This is a genomic window from Marinobacterium sp. xm-d-530, assembly GCF_013283365.1.
GTDB lineage: Bacteria > Pseudomonadota > Gammaproteobacteria > Pseudomonadales > Balneatricaceae > Marinobacterium_E.
In genome coordinates, this window is record NZ_WBYM01000004.1 from 87,823 (window position 1) to 104,946 (window position 17,124).

Here is a 17,124-nt window from a genome sequence, read left to right on the forward strand (position 1 = left end):
GATTAACCATTATAAAAAGCGCCCTCGGGCGCTTTTTTGTTACCTGACAATTGTGAAGTTTGAATATTCTCTAACTTTTTTTACAAAAGTGACTTCGTTTTATTTTTTATCGTCTATGCTGTGTATAGAGAAAGAAAATAGACCCGCAGTATAAAGGCAGTATCTGCGCTTTAGGAATTGAAGAATGAAGACGCTCAGTACAGGTGAAATCGCTAAGCTTTGTGACGTTAATTTACGAACCGTCATTCGTTGGATCGAGCGAGGGGCTTTAAAGGGTTTTAAACTTCCAGGTCGAGGGAATAACAGAGTTCGCGTAGAGGACTTCTTAGCCTTTCTGGTTGAGCATGAGATCCCGATTCCTGCTGAACTGCAGGAAGATAGTCGAAAGGTTCTTGTTGTAGATGATGAGCCTGCCATCGCACGTGCATTACAACGAGTGTTACGTAAGCATGGTTTGGTCGCAGAGGTGGCCGCTGATGGTTTTCAAGCGGGTACCAAGCTGATGAAAGATCGCCCAATTCTGGTGACCTTGGATCTCAGTATGCCGGGCCTAAGTGGTTACGATGTACTGAGTTTTGTTCGCGAAACTCCAGAAATAGCTTCAACCAAAATATTGGTCATCTCGGCATTGGGCAGTGAAGCCCTCCAAAAGGCGATCGATTTGGGAGCCGATGCGATTTTGAATAAGCCGTTTGATAATCATGAGTTGGTCGAAGTGATCAATAAGTTGGTTGGAACAGCGGCGAAAGCTGAAGATATTTAACAGCTATTCAGACAGCAAACCACAATAAAGCCCGCTAATGTTTGTTAGCGGGCTTTTTTTGTCATTAGCCGTTTAGTCAGCGATTTCTGAGCGATTCTTCCCCTCGGATTTTGCAAATTTAAGCGCTTTTTTCGCTGCTTTATAGAGCTCTTCAGGGTCATCACCGATATCGATTGCCTTGGCTGCCAGAGTGATTTGTATGTCGACTTTCTGGTTTCGCACTAGATAGCTACGTGAGGCCAGTTTCATTCTGACCCGTTCCATAATGCCGTTAATACAGTTCTCGGGAGCATACTGATTCAACATGATGCCAAACTCATCGTCCTCGGTACGAGCAATGATATCGCCTGAGCGAAGATTAAAGCTTAATAGTCTGCCGACCAATTTTAAAACGTCCTCACTGGTTTGAGGCCCGACAGACTCAACAATAGAGCTAAAATTATCGACATCTAAGAGAATTAGGTAGGAGGGTGCAACGCCTGGCAAGGCCGTGCCAACAATCGCTTGAGCCTCTACTTGCTCCATCAGAGCCGTTCTATTGAGTAGACCGGTCAGTGGATCAGTCGCAGTTAGGCTTTTCACTAGCTCATCGTAATTACGTTTCTCATCATCACGTTGTTTTTGAACGAGCTCTTCGTTAATGATCGCAAGCAGTTCACTATTGTCCCAGGGCTTGGACATGTAGCGGTGAATTCTACCTTCATTAATGGCACTCACCGTCATATCAAAATCTGAATAACCAGTCAGTAGAATACGAACCGTATTAGGTGTAATTGACATGGTTTTTGCCAGGAATTCATCACCTCTCATCTCGGGCATTCGCATGTCAGAAACAATCAGATCAACCTCATTGGATTCAAGGTACTTCAGGGCTTCCGGTGCCGATGTGAAACCGATAACTTCGTAGTGGCTTGAACGTAACACCCTGCGAAGCGAGTTAACGACAGACTCCTCATCATCCACGCATAAAATCTTAGCGGCTTCGGTCCGATCAAGGTATCGGCTATTGTCTAAAGAGCTCATCAGTACAACTGTCCTTCGGGTCATTTATGTCATATGACTTAAGGTATAGTTTAGGGTCTGGGATCTGTCAAATTGATCAGTAAAAATAATCTGTTTTTCATTGTGAAAAGAGAGATAGGAGACTGGCACCCCAGAGACGATTCGAACGTCCGACCTACCCCTTAGGAGGGGGTTGCTCTATCCAGCTGAGCTACTGGGGCACTGGCAGTGAATTCTAAAGCCTCATTTCGACTATGCAATAGGATTCTGTTGAATTACTTAGACTAAAGAGTCCTTTTGAACAGACCAATGTCTAATTCTGACTTAGGGTAGCTCAGGTTATAAATATTGCACTTTAATAAATAGAGTGTGGCAATGATTGCCGTACCCAATCAATCTAAGGGAAAGAACTAATGAGCGATAAGATCTACCCAGTATCTGCAGAGTTTGCTGCTAACGCCCATGCTGATGAAGCTAAATACAACGAGATGTACCAGCAGTCAGTTGAGAACCCAGATGCGTTCTGGTCTGAGCAAGCTAAGCGTATCGACTGGATCAAGCCTTTCACTAAGGTTAAGCACACATCGTTTGATACTCATAATGTTGATATCCGTTGGTTCGAAGATGGTACGTTGAACGTTGCAGCAAACTGTTTGGATCGCCACTTAGAGACTCGTGGCGATCAGGTTGCGATTATCTGGGAAGGTGATAACCCAGAAGAAGATGAAAAGATCACTTACCGCGATCTTCACGAGCGTGTATGTAAGTTTGCCAACGTGCTTAAAGCGCAGGGTATTAGTAAAGGTGACGTAGTCACTCTTTACCTTCCAATGATCCCTGAAGCCGCTGTCGCTATGCTGGCTTGTGCTCGTGTTGGTGCCGTTCACTCGATTGTATTTGGTGGTTTCTCTCCTGAAGCGCTTGCTGCTCGTATCGAAGGCGCTAACTCTAAACTGGTTGTGACTTCTAACTTCTCTCTTCGTGGCGGTAAAGCGGTTCCACTTAAAGCGAACGTTGATGAAGCACTGACTCACCCTGGTGCGGCTAAGTTCTGTGAAAAAGTGGTTGTTGTAAACCGCGTAGATCAAGATGTTGCTTGGCATGAGAGCCGTGATGTTTGGTATGAAGAGGAGATGGCAAAAGCCTCTGCTGATTGCCCACCTGAAGAGATGAATGCTGAGGATCCGCTATTCATCCTATACACATCTGGTTCAACGGGTGCGCCTAAAGGTCTTAAACACACTACCGGTGGTTACCTAGTTTACGCGTCAATGACCCATCAGTACGTCTTTGATTACCAAGAGGGTGATATCTACTGGTGTACAGCCGATGTAGGTTGGGTAACAGGTCACAGCTACATTGTTTATGGTCCACTAGCAAACGGTGCAACGACCCTGATGTTTGAAGGTGTTCCAAGCTACCCAGATATGAGCCGTTTCGGTCGCGTTATCGAAAAACACAAAGTTAACCAGTTCTACACCGCGCCTACGGCCATCCGTGCCTTGATGCAGAAAGGTGAAGATGTTCTAGGCGACTCTGATCTATCCTCTCTTAAACTGCTAGGTTCGGTTGGTGAGCCAATCAACCCTGAAGCTTGGGAGTGGTACAACCGTGTTATGGGTGCTGGTAAGTGCCCAATCGTTGATACTTGGTGGCAGACTGAGACAGGTGGCATCATGATCGTACCTCTACCTGGTGCGACAGCGACTAAGCCGGGTTCAGCAACTCGTCCATTCTTCGGTGTTCAGCCAGCGCTACTGGATAACGATGGCAAAGAGATTGAAGGTGCAGGTGAAGGTAACCTTGTCATTAAGGACTCTTGGCCTGGTCAATCTCGCTCAATCTGGGGCGACCACGAACGTTTCGGTCAGACTTACTTCTCTAGCTTCTCTGGCTACTACACAACGGGCGATGGCGCACGTCGTGATGAGGACGGCTACTACTGGATCACAGGTCGTGTAGACGATGTAATCAACGTATCTGGTCACCGTATGGGTACCGCAGAGGTTGAGTCTGCGTTGGTAGCTCACGAAGCAGTTGCTGAAGCTGCGGTGGTAGGTTACCCACACGATCTTAAAGGTCAGGGTATCTACTGTTACGTAACGCTGCAGGAAGGCATGGAAGCTTCCGATGAGCTTAAAGTGACACTGCGTAACTGGGTACGTACAGAGATTGGTCCAATTGCATCACCGGATTTGATTCAGTTCGCACCCGGTCTACCTAAGACACGTTCTGGTAAGATCATGCGTCGTATCCTTCGCAAGATTGCGGAAGACGATTTCGGTGCATTGGGTGATACCTCTACCTTGGCAGATCCAAGTGTGGTGGATGACCTGATCGAAAACCGCATGAACCGTAAGAGCTAAACACTCTTATTAAAAAACCCACGACTCGTCGTGGGTTTTTTTATTTCCATTTGAACTGGAAACTAATCCATTATTCGATTAACTTATACCCTACAAAAAAGCGCTATACTGCCTTTCTAGGCTTGTCGGAGAATACTATGCAACTGGCTCAAAAAATTATCATTGCGGATGATCACCCACTGTTTCGTGCAGCGCTGAAGCAAGCGGTTTCCCAAGCGGTTTCCGGAGTGGAGATTATCGAAGCGGATACTCTTGAGTCCGTTCAGAATGCCGTTGAAGAGCATGGTGATGCTGACTTGGTGCTTTTGGATATCCATATGCCAGGTGCTCAGGGTTTCTCTGGTCTGGTATTCCTTCGTGGTCAACACCCTGGTGTTCCAGTGATTGTTGTATCAGGTAGCGAAGAGACTCATGTCATGAAACGTGCTATCGATTACGGCGCGTCAGGTTTTATTCCTAAGTCATCTCCGCTAGAGACTATTTCAGAAGCGATTGTTGCTGTTCTTCAAGGTGATGAGTGGTTGCCAGAGGAGTTAGAAGAGTCGATGGATGACCTTGTTACAGACGAGGATCAGAAGTTTGCTGAAGCGATTGCCTCTTTGACGCCACAACAGTTCCGTGTACTGACGATGCTGACGGAAGGGCTTTTGAATAAACAGATCGCTTACGATTTAAACGTTTCTGAAGCCACCATCAAAGCGCACGTAACGGCGATTCTTCGTAAGTTGGGTGTCCACAGTCGGACCCAGGCTGTCATCGCAGCACAGCGTCTTGGAGTAGAGCCTCCCAAGACAGAAGGTTAACACCTGCTCATAAGAAAGCCGCTCATACTTGAAGCGGCTTTTTTGTATCTAAAGCTTGTGTTGGTATCTAGGGTCTAACGTAGATATAACCCTGTTGCTGCAGTCGGACGATTTCTGGGAGTCCGGCTTTAACCACGTCCTCTTCACTGACATCGTAAAGTGCGTCGTAACCTATCTTGTATCCGGTCAGTGAGTTTCCGCAAATGACAAACTCAGTGCCCATAAACTTAAGCGTATCGATGGCGCCCTGTTTAGCGGTATCGTCAACTGCCGACATAAAGTATTCGATCGCTTCACCATGGATAACCGCTTTGATCTCGACACTATCCTCACCCAATTCATTAATATGATTTGAGATGTTGCTGAAGGTGTGCCCAATGCGTGATTCATCCCCATAGTTGATGTGATACACCACCTTTTGCGGCTCATAGTCGTTGGCCATGACTAGGGGGCTGGATAAAAGAGCAAACAGAGCGAAAGTCTTAAACATCTTCAGATACCTTAAATACAAAAAAGCCGGCTACGCGCCGGCTCTTGAAGCGTGTGTAACTCTTAGATTACATCTGCTTCTCAGTTTTTTCACCTGCTACTTCGATGTCGACACGGCGGTCTGGACGAAGACAGGCGATTAGTTGAGCGCCTTTGCCAGTACAGTTCGCTACCGGAGCTGTTTCACCTTTAGCATCCACTCGTAGTTTCCAATCTGTAACGCCAGCGCCTTTAAGCTCTGATGCAACAGCGGTAGCACGATCTAGTGATAGCTTCTGGTTGTAAGCGTCTGAACCGATGCGGTCTGCGTAGCCTACTAGCTTAACGCTCTCAACGTATGAAAGTGATTTAATAAAATCAATTACGCTGCTAAGCGAGCCCACTTTGGTACTGTTGAAGTCAAAGTAGACAGCAAATTTACGTTTAGCTTCGACTTCGACCATTTTAGGTTCTGCTGGTTTTGCCATCTCCTCTTCTACAGCCGGAGCTGCTGTACCACCACACTCAGCTGGCACGAAGTCAGCAGTCCAGTTGGGAGTCTTAATACATTCACCAGCAGGTGTTTTAATAATGTAACCTTCGGTTTCATGAGTAACATAGCCTGGGAAGTCGCCATGGGCCATTGCTGAACCGCTAGCAATAGCTAGTAACATACTTGTAGCGAGTGCGATCTTTTTCATTATCTAATTCCTATCTTGTTCGACCTGTTGTTAAGTCTTAATGCCTATATTAACTGGGCGAGTCTTAACCCTAATTTAACTGTAGACCAAGATTTGAAAAAATGTGATTTAAGGTAAAACTTTTTTGTACGGCTTTACTTTAACCTCTGTGTAGACATCAGCGGCCACGTAGGGATCCGCATCTGCCCAAGATTTTGCCTCTTCCAGAGAGGCAAATTCAGCGATCACTAGGCTGCCTGTGAACCCTGCTTCACCCGGATCTTCAGAATCGATCGCAGGGTGAGGGCCGGCAACCAGAAGTCGGCCTTCGGCACTTAATGCTTTCAGTCTCTCAAGGTGCTCAGGGCGAGCAGCCAATCGGCGATCCAGTGAATTAGGTTTATCTTCAGAGATAATAGCGTAGTACATAAACACCTCTATTTTTCGGTGGGTGCTTCAGGCTCTTTTGCATGTTTTGCAATATAGAGGCCCTGAAGAATGATGAAAAGGATGGTTAAACCGAGCATACCGAAGAGTTTGAAATCGACCCAGATCTCTTCACTGAAGTTGTAGGCAACGTAGAGATTGACAATGCCGACAGCAACAAAGAAAACGACCCAAGCAAGATTCAAACGTGACCATACCGCTTTGGGTAACTCCATGCTTGAGCCCATCAGACGCTCAACGACGGTCTTATCGCCAATGAACTGTGTGGCCATAAAGCCTACCGCAAATAGCCAGTTAACGATGGTCGGCTTCCACTGGATGAACGCCTTGTCTTGAAAGGCGAGCGTTGCACCACCCAGTAGAACTACTAAGACCAGTGTCACAAGCTGCATTTTCTCGATCTTGCCTTGAACTTTCCAAGAGTAGAGCATCTGCAAAAGGGTTGCCGGTATTAGAACAGCGGTCGCCAACAAAATGTCATTGGTGAACTTATAGACCGCAAAAAAGACGATAACTGGAAGAAAATCGAGTAGTATCTTCATATAGAACCTCTGAAAAATTTGCCACAGTATAAAAGCTCAAACGCAAAGTTAAAAATGATGATTCCAGCAATCGGTCAATTTGACCTTCATATGCACAGTAATGTTTCCGATGGCACCTTAAGTCCAACGGAGTTAGTGCAGCGCATCTCCAAAACCGATGTGAAGGTCATGGCATTGACGGATCACGATACCTTAGGTGGATTGGCTGAAGCGAAAGCGGAAGCAGATCGCCTCGGCATCCAGTTTATAAACGGTGTTGAGTTGACCTGTGACTGGCGTGGTCGCGTTATTCATCTGGTGGGACTTGGCTTCGATCCCAGTTCTGACAAGTTTGAAGCTTATATGGATCACTTAATTCAGCTCAGGTACCAGCGTGCAGAGAAGATTGCAGCGCGATTAGAGAAGCGTGGTGTTGCTCGAGGTCTGTTTGATCTGGCTAAACAGTATTCAGGAGAGGGGCAAATTGGTCGCCCCCACTTTGCACAGGCGCTACTAGAGCTCGGTAAAGTCGAGTCGATGCAAGAGGCCTTTGATAAATACTTAGGTCAAGGTTGTGCGGGCGATGTTAAAGCGGAATGGCCTGCCATCGAGCAGAGTATTGCACTGATTAAAGAGGCAGGTGGCGTGGCGATTCTGGCTCACCCCACCAAGTACAAGATGACCTTTACTAAGCTTCGTGAACTGATGGCTGACATGCTTTCAGCGGGGGCTGATGGGTTAGAGGTGAGCTATCCTGGAGTGACACCGGGTCATCAGCATGAACTGATTAAGTTGGCTGATCGAGCAAATTGTTGGGTCTCTGCAGGCAGTGACTTCCACTCCCCCGATCAACGTTGGACGGCGTTAGGTCGTTATCCCCATTTTGATGCACAACGAGTCATCGTTGAGCAGTTATGTGCTTAAGGGCACGGAGTTACTATGAGCCAGTTCTTCTCGATTCACCCCGATAACCCGCAAGCGAGACTGGTGTCGCAGGCCGTTGAGATTTTGAATAAGGGCGGAGTGATTATCTACCCGACGGATTCAGGTTATGCACTAGGCTGTCACCTTGGTGATAAGAACGCCATGGAGCGTATTCAGCGTATTCGCAGGCTCGATGATAAGCATAATTTCACGCTTGTCTGTCGTGACCTCTCAGAGATTGGAACCTACGCAAAGTTAGGTAACAGTATGTTCCGCTTTATTAAGTCACATACTCCTGGTGCTTATACCTTCATTCTCAATGCGACGACGGAAGTGCCTAGACGCTTAATGCATCCTAAGCGCCGTACCATTGGGATTCGCATACCGGATAATAAAATTGCCATGGCCATCGCAGAAACCTTGGGCGAGCCGATCATGAGTACGACTCTGATCATGCCTGATGAAGAGATGCCTCTTACTGATCCTTATGACATTCGCGAGTTGCTAGAGCATGCTGTTGATCTTGTTATCGATGGTGGATACTGCGGTATGGATCCAACGACAGTGCTAAACCTGACAGATGACGAAGTCGTTATTGTTCGTGAAGGTGCAGGACCTACCGATACATTCTAAATGAGCTCGATACTCTTCTGTTCCTGTGAGGATAGAAATCCCGCTTCAATAATGGCGATTTGATCGACAACAGATTCCAAAGGGACGGGGTTCTCTGCAACACCCTCTATAAAGCCTTTAACCTGCTCAAAAAACTGGGCGTAATTGCCTGGCTCTGTTGTGACCCTCTCATCGCCTTGTTCGTTATGCAATCTGCCAAAATTAGCAAACTCCTCTGCGGTCCAACTTGGCGTAGAGAATGCTTTGCCGTTAATCAGCTGCGCCTCTTGAGGATCCAGTGCATATTTCACAAATCGACCTTGGGTTCCCTGAACATCGAATCTTAGAGGGCGGCCAAAGCAGAAGGGTGAGCTGTGCAGTTTAACGACTGTGTTTGAGTAGTGAAGCAGTACATCAAAATAGTCATCAACAGAAGCTCCCTCCCTTAACGTCCTGATATCCGCGGTGACGGCTGAGGGTTTACCAAAGAGTTGCAAGGCTTGGTCAACAAGGTGAGGCCCAAGATCAAACCAGATGCCCGCTCCCTCACCGGGAAGTTCGCGCCAGCGAGTTTTAGGGATTGGCCTGGCACGATCAAAGTGCGACTCAAAACGTCTGATTTCACCCAATCGACCTGACCTAAGTAGCTTTTTAAGGGTGAGAAAGTCACCATCCCAGCGTCTGTTTTGAAAGATGCTGACCGAGCCCGATGATTCCTTCTCTAAACGAATTAACTCGTTCAACTGTGAACTCGATGTGCAGGCGGGCTTGTCGAGGATAACCCGCTTTCCGGCTTTAAGCAGAGCCTGAGTGATCTCAAAATGGGAATCGTTTGGAGTGGTGACAATGTAGAGTTCCGCACTGCTCGATTCGAGCATCTCTTGATAGTGGCGATAGGCGATCATCTCAGGCCAGTACTGTTTGGCCTCGGTTGCATTAGATCCGCTAGCTGCAATCAGTTCATAGCCATCAAGTGTTCTTAAAAAAGGCTCGTGAAAGGTTTTAGCTGCAAATCCATAGCCAATGATGGCGGTTTTTATCGTCATTAAATGCTCTATTTCTTAACTCGGGGCTTGGGTCCACTTATTGAAACAGGTTAATCTGTGTCCTTAATTTGAACAAGCTGTTTGATCGGTTTTAGGAGTGGGTTTTGGAGTTGTTAGTCGCGTTAGGTTTCAGTGTTGTTGTCATAGTTGTGGGTTATCTATGGCACCGCTCATCCCTTGCCCATAGACTTTCAGAGGTGGCTCAACAGCAAGTGCAGCTTGAATCTAAGTTGGCGGTGGTCGAGTCTCAACTGACCTATAAAGAGTCCCTGATTGCAGAAAAGGAGTCCCGTCTATCTGAGTTAAAAGGCGAGTTGGAGGTTGAGAGGCAGCAGTCGGCTCAGTTACGAAACCAGCTAATGCAGTTGGGTGAAGAGAAAGCGCGTCGTGACACTGAACTTGAGCAGAAAGAGGTGCATTTCGCTCAGCAGATCAAACAGCTGGAAGAGAGTCGTACCCTTTTAAAAAGGGAGTTCGAAGCGCTGGCGCAAGAGATTCTTGAAGCGAAAGGGAAAAGCTTTCAGGAGCAGAGCCAGCAGCGTTTGGACGCTCTGTTAAAACCGATGACGTCTGAGATGAAAGGGTTCAAAGAGCGCATCGAGAAGATACACCAGTTTGATAACGAGCAGCGCTCCAAGCTGACGACGGAACTGCAGCAGCTAAAAGATCTCAATGCGAAAATTACTACGGAAGCTGAGCGACTCAGTTCCGCGCTTCAGGGTCAGAAGAAGATGCAGGGTAACTGGGGTGAGCTGATGCTCGAAAATGTCCTCGATTCCAGTGGATTGCGCCGAGGTAAAGACTACAAGCGTGAAGTGAGCATCAATACTGAAGAGGGGAGACAGCGCCCTGATGTTGTGGTCTATCTTCCACAGAACAAGCATTTGATTATTGATGCCAAAACCTCACTATCTGCTTACACACGCTACGTAAATGCGGAAGATCCCCATGAGCGGGCTCAGGCGCTCAAAGAGCATGCTGAAGCGATGCAAGCTCGCATTAAAGAGCTATCCGACAAAAGCTATTTCAAGCTCAATGGGCTCAACTCACCAGAGGTGGTTGTGATGTTTGTGCCGATTGAATCGGCCTATGTTGAAGCGCTCAAATACAATGAGACGCTATTCCAAGAGGCGATTGAAAAGCAGGTACTGGTGGCAACACCAACGACGCTATTAACGGCTTTGAATATTGTGCGTCAGCTGTGGCGCTTTGAAGATCAATCAAAACACAGTGCTCAGCTGGCCGACCGTGCAGAAAAAGTCTATAGCAAACTCAGCTCTTTCCTTATGAGTATGCAAGATGTTGGACGTAAGCTCGACAGTGCGCGCACCAGTTACGATAAAGCCTTGGGTCAGCTCTACTCAGGTAAGGGGAACCTCATCAAACAGGCGGCTGAGTTTAAAGAGTTGGGTGTCTCTGTTCAAAAAGAGCTACCGGCTGATTTGGTTGAAAAAGCCTCGCTTGAATTAGAATCTCCCTATACAGCAGGCGCATCAGACACATCTGACCCAGTAAGAATTGAGCCTCAACAAAACTCTGATTGAACCTCGGTGATCAGGTGCGCTAACGCTTTTACTCCTGGAGTGGATGTTTCTCCATGCGTCAGTATTAGGTAAAGCTCTGCAAAGCGCTCGTTGCCTTCTGCTAAATTGAGGGGTTTTAACGCTCCGCTGGCGAGGTGATTTGCAATCAGCGCTTCGGCGTACCAGGCGAACCCCATACCCTTAATAGCAGCCTCAATAGAGAGATCGGGCGAATCAAGCGTCCAACGCTGATTGGCCCCGAGCCACCCCGCATCAATATTACGAACGCCTGTGTCTCTCACGACGAGTTGTCGGTGCTCTTGAAGCATTTCGAGGGTAATGGGTGTCTCAATTTGATGCAGTGGGTGAGAGGGGGCAGCGGCCGCTACAAATCTAAATCGTCCTAAACTCTGACCGACAAACCCTGGTGGCACGCGACCACCGATGACTATATCGGCATTCCGCTCTAGCAGAGCCTGCTCAGAACCGCTAAGAACAGAGCGTTGATAGTCAATCTTGGTCTGCGGTTGCTGTTTTGAAAAACGTTCTAGCGCCTCGAGAATGATGCTGTTCGGGTAAATTGCCTCAATACGAAGTTTGATACGAGCCTCTGCGCCCAATGCAAACTGACTGGCGAGAGTCTCAATGCGGGTTGCTCGTGCGATCAGCTCGCGGGCATGAACAACTAACTGTTCACCCTCTGTGGTCAAGACCGCACGCCGACCTTGAGTGGTGAAAAGTATTACGCCGGTACTCTGCTCAATCTGTTTGATGGCATAACTTAGTGTTGATTGGCTTTTATTGATTGATTCGGCTGCTTTCGCAAAGGTTTCGCTATCCGCTACAGCAATCAGAGCTTGCCACTGTTCTAAAGATATCATCTCATTTCATCTAATATATCGATCATATAAATCTAAATTTTGCTATTTATCATCGAAATTATAGATGAGATTATCACCTCATCAAACAGATAATTTTTTAAAAGGATATTGAAATGGCGACTCTACTTCATATTAAAACCTCTCTATTTGGTGACAATGGTCAGTCAGCGCAACTGGCGAAAAGCTTTGTTGATAAATGGCTGGATGAAAACAGTGATGGCGTGGTCATCGAGCGTGATCTAGCTAGTGATCCTGTACCTCATTTGGATGCTTACCGAGTAACAGCATTGAATAGTCCGGCTGAAGAGCGTGACGCTGAACAGAGTGCTATCGTTGAGTTTGCTGACGCACTGCTTGCTGAAGTTAAATCGGCTGATACGATTGTTATCGGTTTGCCAATGTACAATTTCAATATTCCAAGTCAGCTTAAATCCTGGTTTGATCACCTGGCTCGTGCTGGGGTGACGTTCCATTACACAGAACAAGGCCCAGTAGGTCTAATCGAAGATAAACCCGTATACCTAGTTGCAACTCGTGGTGGTCTTTACGCAGAGCAGGGTCAGGATTTCCAGGTTGATTTTGTAAAACAGTTCCTAGGCTTTATTGGGCTTAAAGATACTCGTCTTGTTTTGGCTGAAGGGCTCGCGATGGATACGCATCGAGATCAGTCACTAGAACAGGCTCGAGCAGCGTTTGTGTAAACGGCTGAAACGACAATAAAAAGGAGAATCGTTATGAACCGAGTGATTAAGCGTCGAGTGCCCGGCGTCGACAGTATGGATGGTGCTGGGGTTCGGATTCGTCGCAGTGTAGGCAAAAGCCAATTCGCACGCATCGATCCATTTCTGATGTTGGATTGCTTCTCGTCAGACGATCCTGATGACTACATTGCCGGTTTTCCTGCCCATCCGCACCGTGGTTTTGAGACAGTCACCTACATGCTCGATGGCTTAATGAAACATCGTGACCATATGGGTAATGAGGGGATCCTGCGTCCAGGGAGTGTGCAGTGGATGACAGCGGGGCGCGGTGTGATTCATGAAGAGATGCCTCAGCAAGAGAACGGCTTAATGCGCGGATTCCAGTTATGGGTCAATCTACCTGCAAGCGAGAAGATGAAGCCGGCGGCTTATCAAAATATTGAACCCGAGGAGATCACCGAGATTCAACTACCTAATGCCTTCATTCGATTGGTGGCGGGTTCGTTTGAGTTTGATGGTCAGCACTACACTGGGCCAGTTTCAGGGATCAGTCGTCAGCCCATTTTTATGGAGGTTCGTTTATCACCGAATGCCGAGCTTGAACTGCCTGTCGCTGAGAACCTGTCAGGTTTTGTCTATCTATTCGAAGGGACGGGTTATCTTGCTGATGATAAGCTAGAGATCCATGAGGCAGCCGAGTTGTCCGACGGTGATGCGATTCAACTGACAGCGGGTGCAGAGGGGGCGAGACTGATGTTGATTGCGGGTGAAGCGATCGGTGAGCCGATTGCTCAGTATGGTCCGTTTGTCATGAATACAACGGATGAGATAGAGCAGGCGATTGCCGATTATCGTGCCAACCGTTTGACAGGTTAGAGGTTTTAACGGGGAGGGTGCCTAGAATTTAATCAGTTGACTCAAATATTCGAGGAAAATTGTAATTTTTTCGAAATGAGGGGTTGACGGCTAATAGGGTGCTCCGTATTATTTGCGCCTCCTCACAGAGGAACGCAATACATTAAGTGTTGTCCCATTCGTCTAGTGGCCTAGGACACCGCCCTTTCACGGCGGTAACAGGGGTTCGAACCCCCTATGGGACGCCATCCGCGGGAATAGCTCAGTTGGTAGAGCGCAACCTTGCCAAGGTTGAGGTCGCGAGTTCGAGCCTCGTTTCCCGCTCCAATGTATTGTCTACGACGTCCCATTCGTCTAGTGGCCTAGGACACCGCCCTTTCACGGCGGTAACAGGGGTTCGAACCCCCTATGGGACGCCATTTTTGCGGGAATAGCTCAGTTGGTAGAGCGCAACCTTGCCAAGGTTGAGGTCGCGAGTTCGAGCCTCGTTTCCCGCTCCAATCTCCTCTTCTTAATGTCTCTTATCGTCTAACGGCGTAATCATCATATTTCGTAGCTGAAGATAGTCAATTGTTGCATCTTGTGACTCTTGCTCGAATCGTGCTTCGTCGAGTGCTTGGTACTGTGCAATCTCCTCATCGCCCAGATAGTGAATACAATCACCGCCAAATAGCCAGAGTAAATCGCGAGATAGCAGGGGTAGGTGTTGTGGGAATGCTCCCACGATTCGCGTCATTAGGGTCTGGCCCAGTTCAAACGCGTCCGCTGAGTGCTCTTCGTAGGCAGCGATTGTCTGTTCAAACAGCGCAAGCAGCTCATCGGACTCCGTTGTTAAGGTTTCGTCACTGTTGAAAGGTGGCTGCTTTATAAGGTTGTTATAGCCAAGCTTCAGTAGATTTAGATGAAATTGATGAAAATCGGTCAACGGATAGTCCCTGTTTGTCTGTATAATTTGCGTTTAACTATGAATACGTTACTGAGTTAATTTTCTCAAAGGTTAGCACTGAATGGAACTTGCTCTTCAAATTCGTGGGTTGGAAAAAACCTACGGGAATGGCTTTAAAGCGCTTAAAGGGATCGATCTGGATGTAAAGCAGGGCGATTTTTTCGCTCTGCTAGGTCCCAATGGGGCGGGTAAATCGACCACATTGGGTATCGTCACATCCTTGGTCAATAAAACGGATGGTAGTGTGTCAGTCTTTGGCCACAATATTGATTCTGACCTGACCCAAGCAAAGCTCTGCATGGGCATTGTCCCTCAGGAGTTTAACTTCAACTTCTTTGAGAAAGTTGAAGACATCGTTGTGACTCAAGCGGGTTACTACGGGATCCCCTCCTCTATTGCCAAAGAGCGTGCAGAGCACTACCTAAAAGCCTTGGGTTTATGGGATAAACGTGACAATCGAGCACGCCAACTCTCAGGTGGTATGAAACGTCGTCTGATGATTGCTCGTGCGTTGGTTCATAACCCTAAATTGCTGATTCTGGATGAGCCGACTGCAGGCGTGGATATTGAGCTACGTCGATCGATGTGGGAGTTTCTTACCAAGATCAACGAAGAGGGCACGACGATCATCCTGACGACTCACTACCTTGAAGAGGCTGAGTCACTCTGTCGCAATATCGCGATCATCGATCAGGGTGAAATTATTCAAAATAGTTCAATGAAATCGTTGTTGGCTAAACTGAATAACGAGACCTTTATTCTAGATCTTGATCGAGATCTTAAGAGTCTCCCCGATCTCGATGGCTTGGAAGCGCGTTTAGTCGATGAGCATACCCTGGAAGTCGATCTGCCTAAGGGGCATGGTCTCAACAGCGTATTCGCGCAGTTAACAGCGCAAAACATCGCCGTGCTTAGTATGCGTAATAAAGCCAACCGTCTTGAAGAGTTGTTTGTCGAACTGGTTGAACACAAGGGGGCTAAATAATGAACGGAAATCTTCTTTGGGTTGCCTTCTCAACAATCGTAGTGAAAGAGGTTCGACGCTTTACTCGAATTTGGGTTCAGACACTGATTCCGCCTGCGATCACCATGACGCTCTACTTTATTATCTTCGGGAATCTGGTTGGCTCTCGGATCGGTGAGATGGATGGATTCGACTACATGCAGTTCATCGTGCCGGGTCTGATTATGATGTCGGTGATTACCAACTCTTACGGAAACGTCGTCTCGTCATTTTTCGGTACTAAATTTCAACGTCACATTGAAGAGCTGCTCGTCGCACCGGTGCCTAACTGGGTGATTTTGGCCGGTTACGTCATCGGTGGTGTTGCTCGTGGTTTAGCCGTTGGATTCATCGTCACTCTATTGTCGCTGTTCTTCACTGATCTGACGTTAGCGCACCCCTTTGTAACGCTCAGCATTCTGTTTTTGACTGCTGTCGTCTTCTCATTGGGTGGCTTCATCAATGCGATCTACGCGAATTCGTTCGATGATATTGCGGTGGTGCCAACCTTTATTCTGACGCCTCTAACCTATTTAGGTGGCGTGTTTTACTCAATCTCACTGTTGCCTGAGTTTTGGCAGGGGGTCTCTCAGCTCAACCCCATTCTCTACATGGTGAATACATTCCGTTATGGAATCTTGGGCGTTAGTGATATTGACGTCACCTTTGCGTTTGGCATGATCATTCTGTTTATTGCAGTGTTAGGTGGCTTTGCGCTGCACCTTCTAAACACAGGTAAGGGGATTCGAAGCTAATGAACGAACCAGAAAAGGTCCTCCACTCACCCCTAGGTAAAGAGACGGTCTACGCCAATCAGTACGATCCCTCACTGCTTTACCCCATAGAGCGAGATATCAATTGGCAAGCGCGCGGCGTTGATCGCTCCACCTTGCCCTTTTTTGGGGAAGATATCTGGAACAGTTATGAGATCAGTTGGTTGAACGCTAAGGGCAAACCGATTGTTGCACTGGCTCAGTTTCATATCCCAGCAAGGTCGACGCATATCGTCGAGTCTAAGTCATTTAAGCTCTACCTAAACTCCTACAATCTGAGTCGCTTTGACTCTGCTGATGAGGTGGCTGCTCAGATGGCTAAAGATCTATCAGACGCGGCGGGCGGTCAGGTTCGGGTGACGTTGACCTCTCCTCAAGATGCGGTGCAGATTGAATCCTTTGACGGTCGTTGCATTGATGATCTTGATATCACGGTGGCTCACTACGAACCAGCTCCTGAGCTACTATCAAGTCAAGGTGAAAACGTCACCGAGACACTGATTTCTCACCTGCTTAAATCCAACTGTCCAGTGACAGGTCAGCCCGATTGGGCGAGCGTTCAAATCAGTTATAGTGGACCGAAAATAGATGAGGAGGGTCTGCTAGGCTATCTGATCTCCTACCGTGAACACGGCGATTTCCATGAGCAGTGTGTAGAGACGATCTTTATGGATATTTTAGAGCGTTGTCAGCCCGAAGAGTTGACGGTTTATGCGCGTTACGTGCGCCGAGGCGGTCTGGATATCAACCCTTACCGTAGTACGCTCGATACTTTGCCAAAAAATCCACGATTAAGCCGACAATAAGGAG

Annotated in this window: 19 protein-coding genes and 5 tRNA genes; 15 read left to right on the plus strand and 9 right to left on the minus strand. The window is 47.5% G+C overall.

Features of this window, described 5'->3' with window-relative positions:
• Nucleotides 1-184: 184 nt before the first annotated feature.
• Nucleotides 185-763 carry a response regulator gene (locus tag XMD530_RS07645; RefSeq protein ID WP_173484598.1) on the plus strand — a complete coding sequence of 193 codons (579 nt, stop codon included), beginning with the start codon at nucleotides 185-187 and terminating at the stop codon, nucleotides 761-763.
• Between the two features lie 72 nt (nucleotides 764-835).
• On the opposite strand, the gene XMD530_RS07650 is transcribed toward XMD530_RS07645, so the two are convergent.
• Together XMD530_RS07650 and XMD530_RS07655 are read right to left on the minus strand one after the other, a co-directional pair.
• Nucleotides 836-1,786 carry a diguanylate cyclase domain-containing protein gene (locus XMD530_RS07650; RefSeq protein ID WP_173506982.1) on the minus strand — a complete coding sequence of 317 codons (951 nt, stop codon included), beginning with the start codon at nucleotides 1,784-1,786 and terminating at the stop codon, nucleotides 836-838.
• A gap of 123 nt (nucleotides 1,787-1,909) precedes the next feature.
• Nucleotides 1,910-1,986: transfer RNA gene (locus XMD530_RS07655), tRNA-Arg, on the minus strand.
• Nucleotides 1,987-2,178: 192 nt separating this feature from the next.
• Between XMD530_RS07655 and acs the strand changes: the two genes are divergently transcribed.
• A complete protein-coding gene (gene acs, locus XMD530_RS07660) occupies nucleotides 2,179-4,131 on the plus strand; it encodes an acetate--CoA ligase (RefSeq protein WP_173484600.1) in 1,953 nt (650 codons plus the stop codon).
• A 137-nt stretch (nucleotides 4,132-4,268) separates the two neighbouring features.
• Complete coding sequence (locus tag XMD530_RS07665; RefSeq protein WP_173481405.1) at nucleotides 4,269-4,934, plus strand: response regulator transcription factor; 666 nt, start codon at nucleotides 4,269-4,271, stop codon at nucleotides 4,932-4,934.
• 67 nt (nucleotides 4,935-5,001) lie between these two features.
• On the opposite strand, the gene XMD530_RS07670 is transcribed toward XMD530_RS07665, so the two are convergent.
• From XMD530_RS07670 to XMD530_RS07685, 4 genes are all read right to left on the minus strand, one after another.
• On the minus strand, nucleotides 5,002-5,424 hold the full coding sequence (locus XMD530_RS07670; RefSeq protein WP_173481404.1) for a DsrE family protein: 423 nt from the start codon (nucleotides 5,422-5,424) through the stop codon (nucleotides 5,002-5,004).
• 67 nt (nucleotides 5,425-5,491) lie between these two features.
• Nucleotides 5,492-6,103 (minus strand): OmpA family protein, encoded by a 612-nt coding sequence (locus tag XMD530_RS07675; RefSeq protein WP_173506983.1) that lies wholly within the window; start codon nucleotides 6,101-6,103, stop codon nucleotides 5,492-5,494.
• Between the two features lie 108 nt (nucleotides 6,104-6,211).
• Nucleotides 6,212-6,511 carry a YciI family protein gene (locus tag XMD530_RS07680; protein ID WP_173506984.1) on the minus strand — a complete coding sequence of 100 codons (300 nt, stop codon included), beginning with the start codon at nucleotides 6,509-6,511 and terminating at the stop codon, nucleotides 6,212-6,214.
• A gap of 8 nt (nucleotides 6,512-6,519) precedes the next feature.
• Nucleotides 6,520-7,071, minus strand: coding sequence for a septation protein A (locus tag XMD530_RS07685; RefSeq protein WP_173506985.1), 552 nt, complete (start codon nucleotides 7,069-7,071; stop codon nucleotides 6,520-6,522).
• Between the two features lie 54 nt (nucleotides 7,072-7,125).
• On the opposite strand from XMD530_RS07685, the gene XMD530_RS07690 reads away from it, so the two are divergent.
• Entirely contained in the window at nucleotides 7,126-7,974 is an 849-nt protein-coding gene (locus tag XMD530_RS07690; RefSeq protein ID WP_173494821.1) for a PHP domain-containing protein, read from the plus strand.
• A gap of 15 nt (nucleotides 7,975-7,989) precedes the next feature.
• Entirely contained in the window at nucleotides 7,990-8,607 is a 618-nt protein-coding gene (locus tag XMD530_RS07695; RefSeq protein WP_173484603.1) for an L-threonylcarbamoyladenylate synthase, read from the plus strand.
• On the opposite strand, the gene XMD530_RS07700 is transcribed toward XMD530_RS07695, so the two are convergent.
• A complete protein-coding gene (locus tag XMD530_RS07700) occupies nucleotides 8,604-9,632 on the minus strand; it encodes a Gfo/Idh/MocA family oxidoreductase (RefSeq protein ID WP_173506986.1) in 1,029 nt (342 codons plus the stop codon). The genes XMD530_RS07695 and XMD530_RS07700 overlap by 4 nt on opposite strands.
• Before the next feature lie 104 nt (nucleotides 9,633-9,736).
• On the opposite strand from XMD530_RS07700, the gene rmuC reads away from it, so the two are divergent.
• Complete coding sequence (rmuC, locus tag XMD530_RS07705) at nucleotides 9,737-11,176, plus strand: DNA recombination protein RmuC (protein WP_173506987.1); 1,440 nt, start codon at nucleotides 9,737-9,739, stop codon at nucleotides 11,174-11,176.
• Here the strand turns inward: rmuC and XMD530_RS07710 are convergent.
• Entirely contained in the window at nucleotides 11,158-12,036 is an 879-nt protein-coding gene (locus tag XMD530_RS07710; RefSeq protein WP_173481396.1) for a LysR family transcriptional regulator, read from the minus strand. The two genes, rmuC and XMD530_RS07710, sit on opposite strands and share 19 nt — an antisense overlap.
• A 113-nt stretch (nucleotides 12,037-12,149) precedes the next feature.
• Between XMD530_RS07710 and XMD530_RS07715 the strand changes: the two genes are divergently transcribed.
• The 6 genes from XMD530_RS07715 to XMD530_RS07740 all read left to right on the plus strand — a co-directional run bounded on the left by XMD530_RS07715 (nucleotide 12,150) and on the right by XMD530_RS07740 (nucleotide 14,092).
• On the plus strand, nucleotides 12,150-12,737 hold the full coding sequence (locus tag XMD530_RS07715) for an FMN-dependent NADH-azoreductase (protein ID WP_173481395.1): 588 nt from the start codon (nucleotides 12,150-12,152) through the stop codon (nucleotides 12,735-12,737).
• A 33-nt stretch (nucleotides 12,738-12,770) separates the two neighbouring features.
• Nucleotides 12,771-13,613 (plus strand): pirin family protein, encoded by an 843-nt coding sequence (locus tag XMD530_RS07720; protein WP_173481394.1) that lies wholly within the window; start codon nucleotides 12,771-12,773, stop codon nucleotides 13,611-13,613.
• Between the two features lie 151 nt (nucleotides 13,614-13,764).
• A tRNA-Glu gene (locus tag XMD530_RS07725) sits at nucleotides 13,765-13,840 on the plus strand.
• Nucleotides 13,841-13,843: 3 nt separating this feature from the next.
• Nucleotides 13,844-13,919, plus strand: a tRNA-Gly gene (locus XMD530_RS07730).
• Nucleotides 13,920-13,935: 16 nt separating this feature from the next.
• Nucleotides 13,936-14,011 (plus strand) — tRNA-Glu (locus XMD530_RS07735).
• Nucleotides 14,012-14,016: 5 nt separating this feature from the next.
• A tRNA-Gly gene (locus tag XMD530_RS07740) sits at nucleotides 14,017-14,092 on the plus strand.
• A gap of 11 nt (nucleotides 14,093-14,103) precedes the next feature.
• Here the strand turns inward: XMD530_RS07740 and XMD530_RS07745 are convergent.
• Nucleotides 14,104-14,517: a PA2817 family protein gene (locus XMD530_RS07745; protein WP_173481393.1), complete on the minus strand. Its 414-nt coding sequence runs from the start codon at nucleotides 14,515-14,517 to the stop codon at nucleotides 14,104-14,106.
• Between the two features lie 82 nt (nucleotides 14,518-14,599).
• On the opposite strand from XMD530_RS07745, the gene XMD530_RS07750 reads away from it, so the two are divergent.
• Genes XMD530_RS07750 through queF form a run of 3 tightly spaced genes read left to right on the plus strand, consistent with a single transcriptional unit; the run spans nucleotide 14,600 to nucleotide 17,120 of the window.
• Nucleotides 14,600-15,523, plus strand: coding sequence for an ABC transporter ATP-binding protein (locus tag XMD530_RS07750; protein ID WP_173481392.1), 924 nt, complete (start codon nucleotides 14,600-14,602; stop codon nucleotides 15,521-15,523).
• Nucleotides 15,523-16,296, plus strand: coding sequence for an ABC transporter permease (locus XMD530_RS07755; protein WP_173483389.1), 774 nt, complete (start codon nucleotides 15,523-15,525; stop codon nucleotides 16,294-16,296). The genes XMD530_RS07750 and XMD530_RS07755 overlap by 1 nt, the downstream gene beginning before the upstream one ends.
• Nucleotides 16,296-17,120 (plus strand): NADPH-dependent 7-cyano-7-deazaguanine reductase QueF, encoded by an 825-nt coding sequence (gene queF, locus XMD530_RS07760; protein WP_173506988.1) that lies wholly within the window; start codon nucleotides 16,296-16,298, stop codon nucleotides 17,118-17,120. The genes XMD530_RS07755 and queF overlap by 1 nt, the downstream gene beginning before the upstream one ends.
• Nucleotides 17,121-17,124 lie beyond the last annotated feature (4 nt).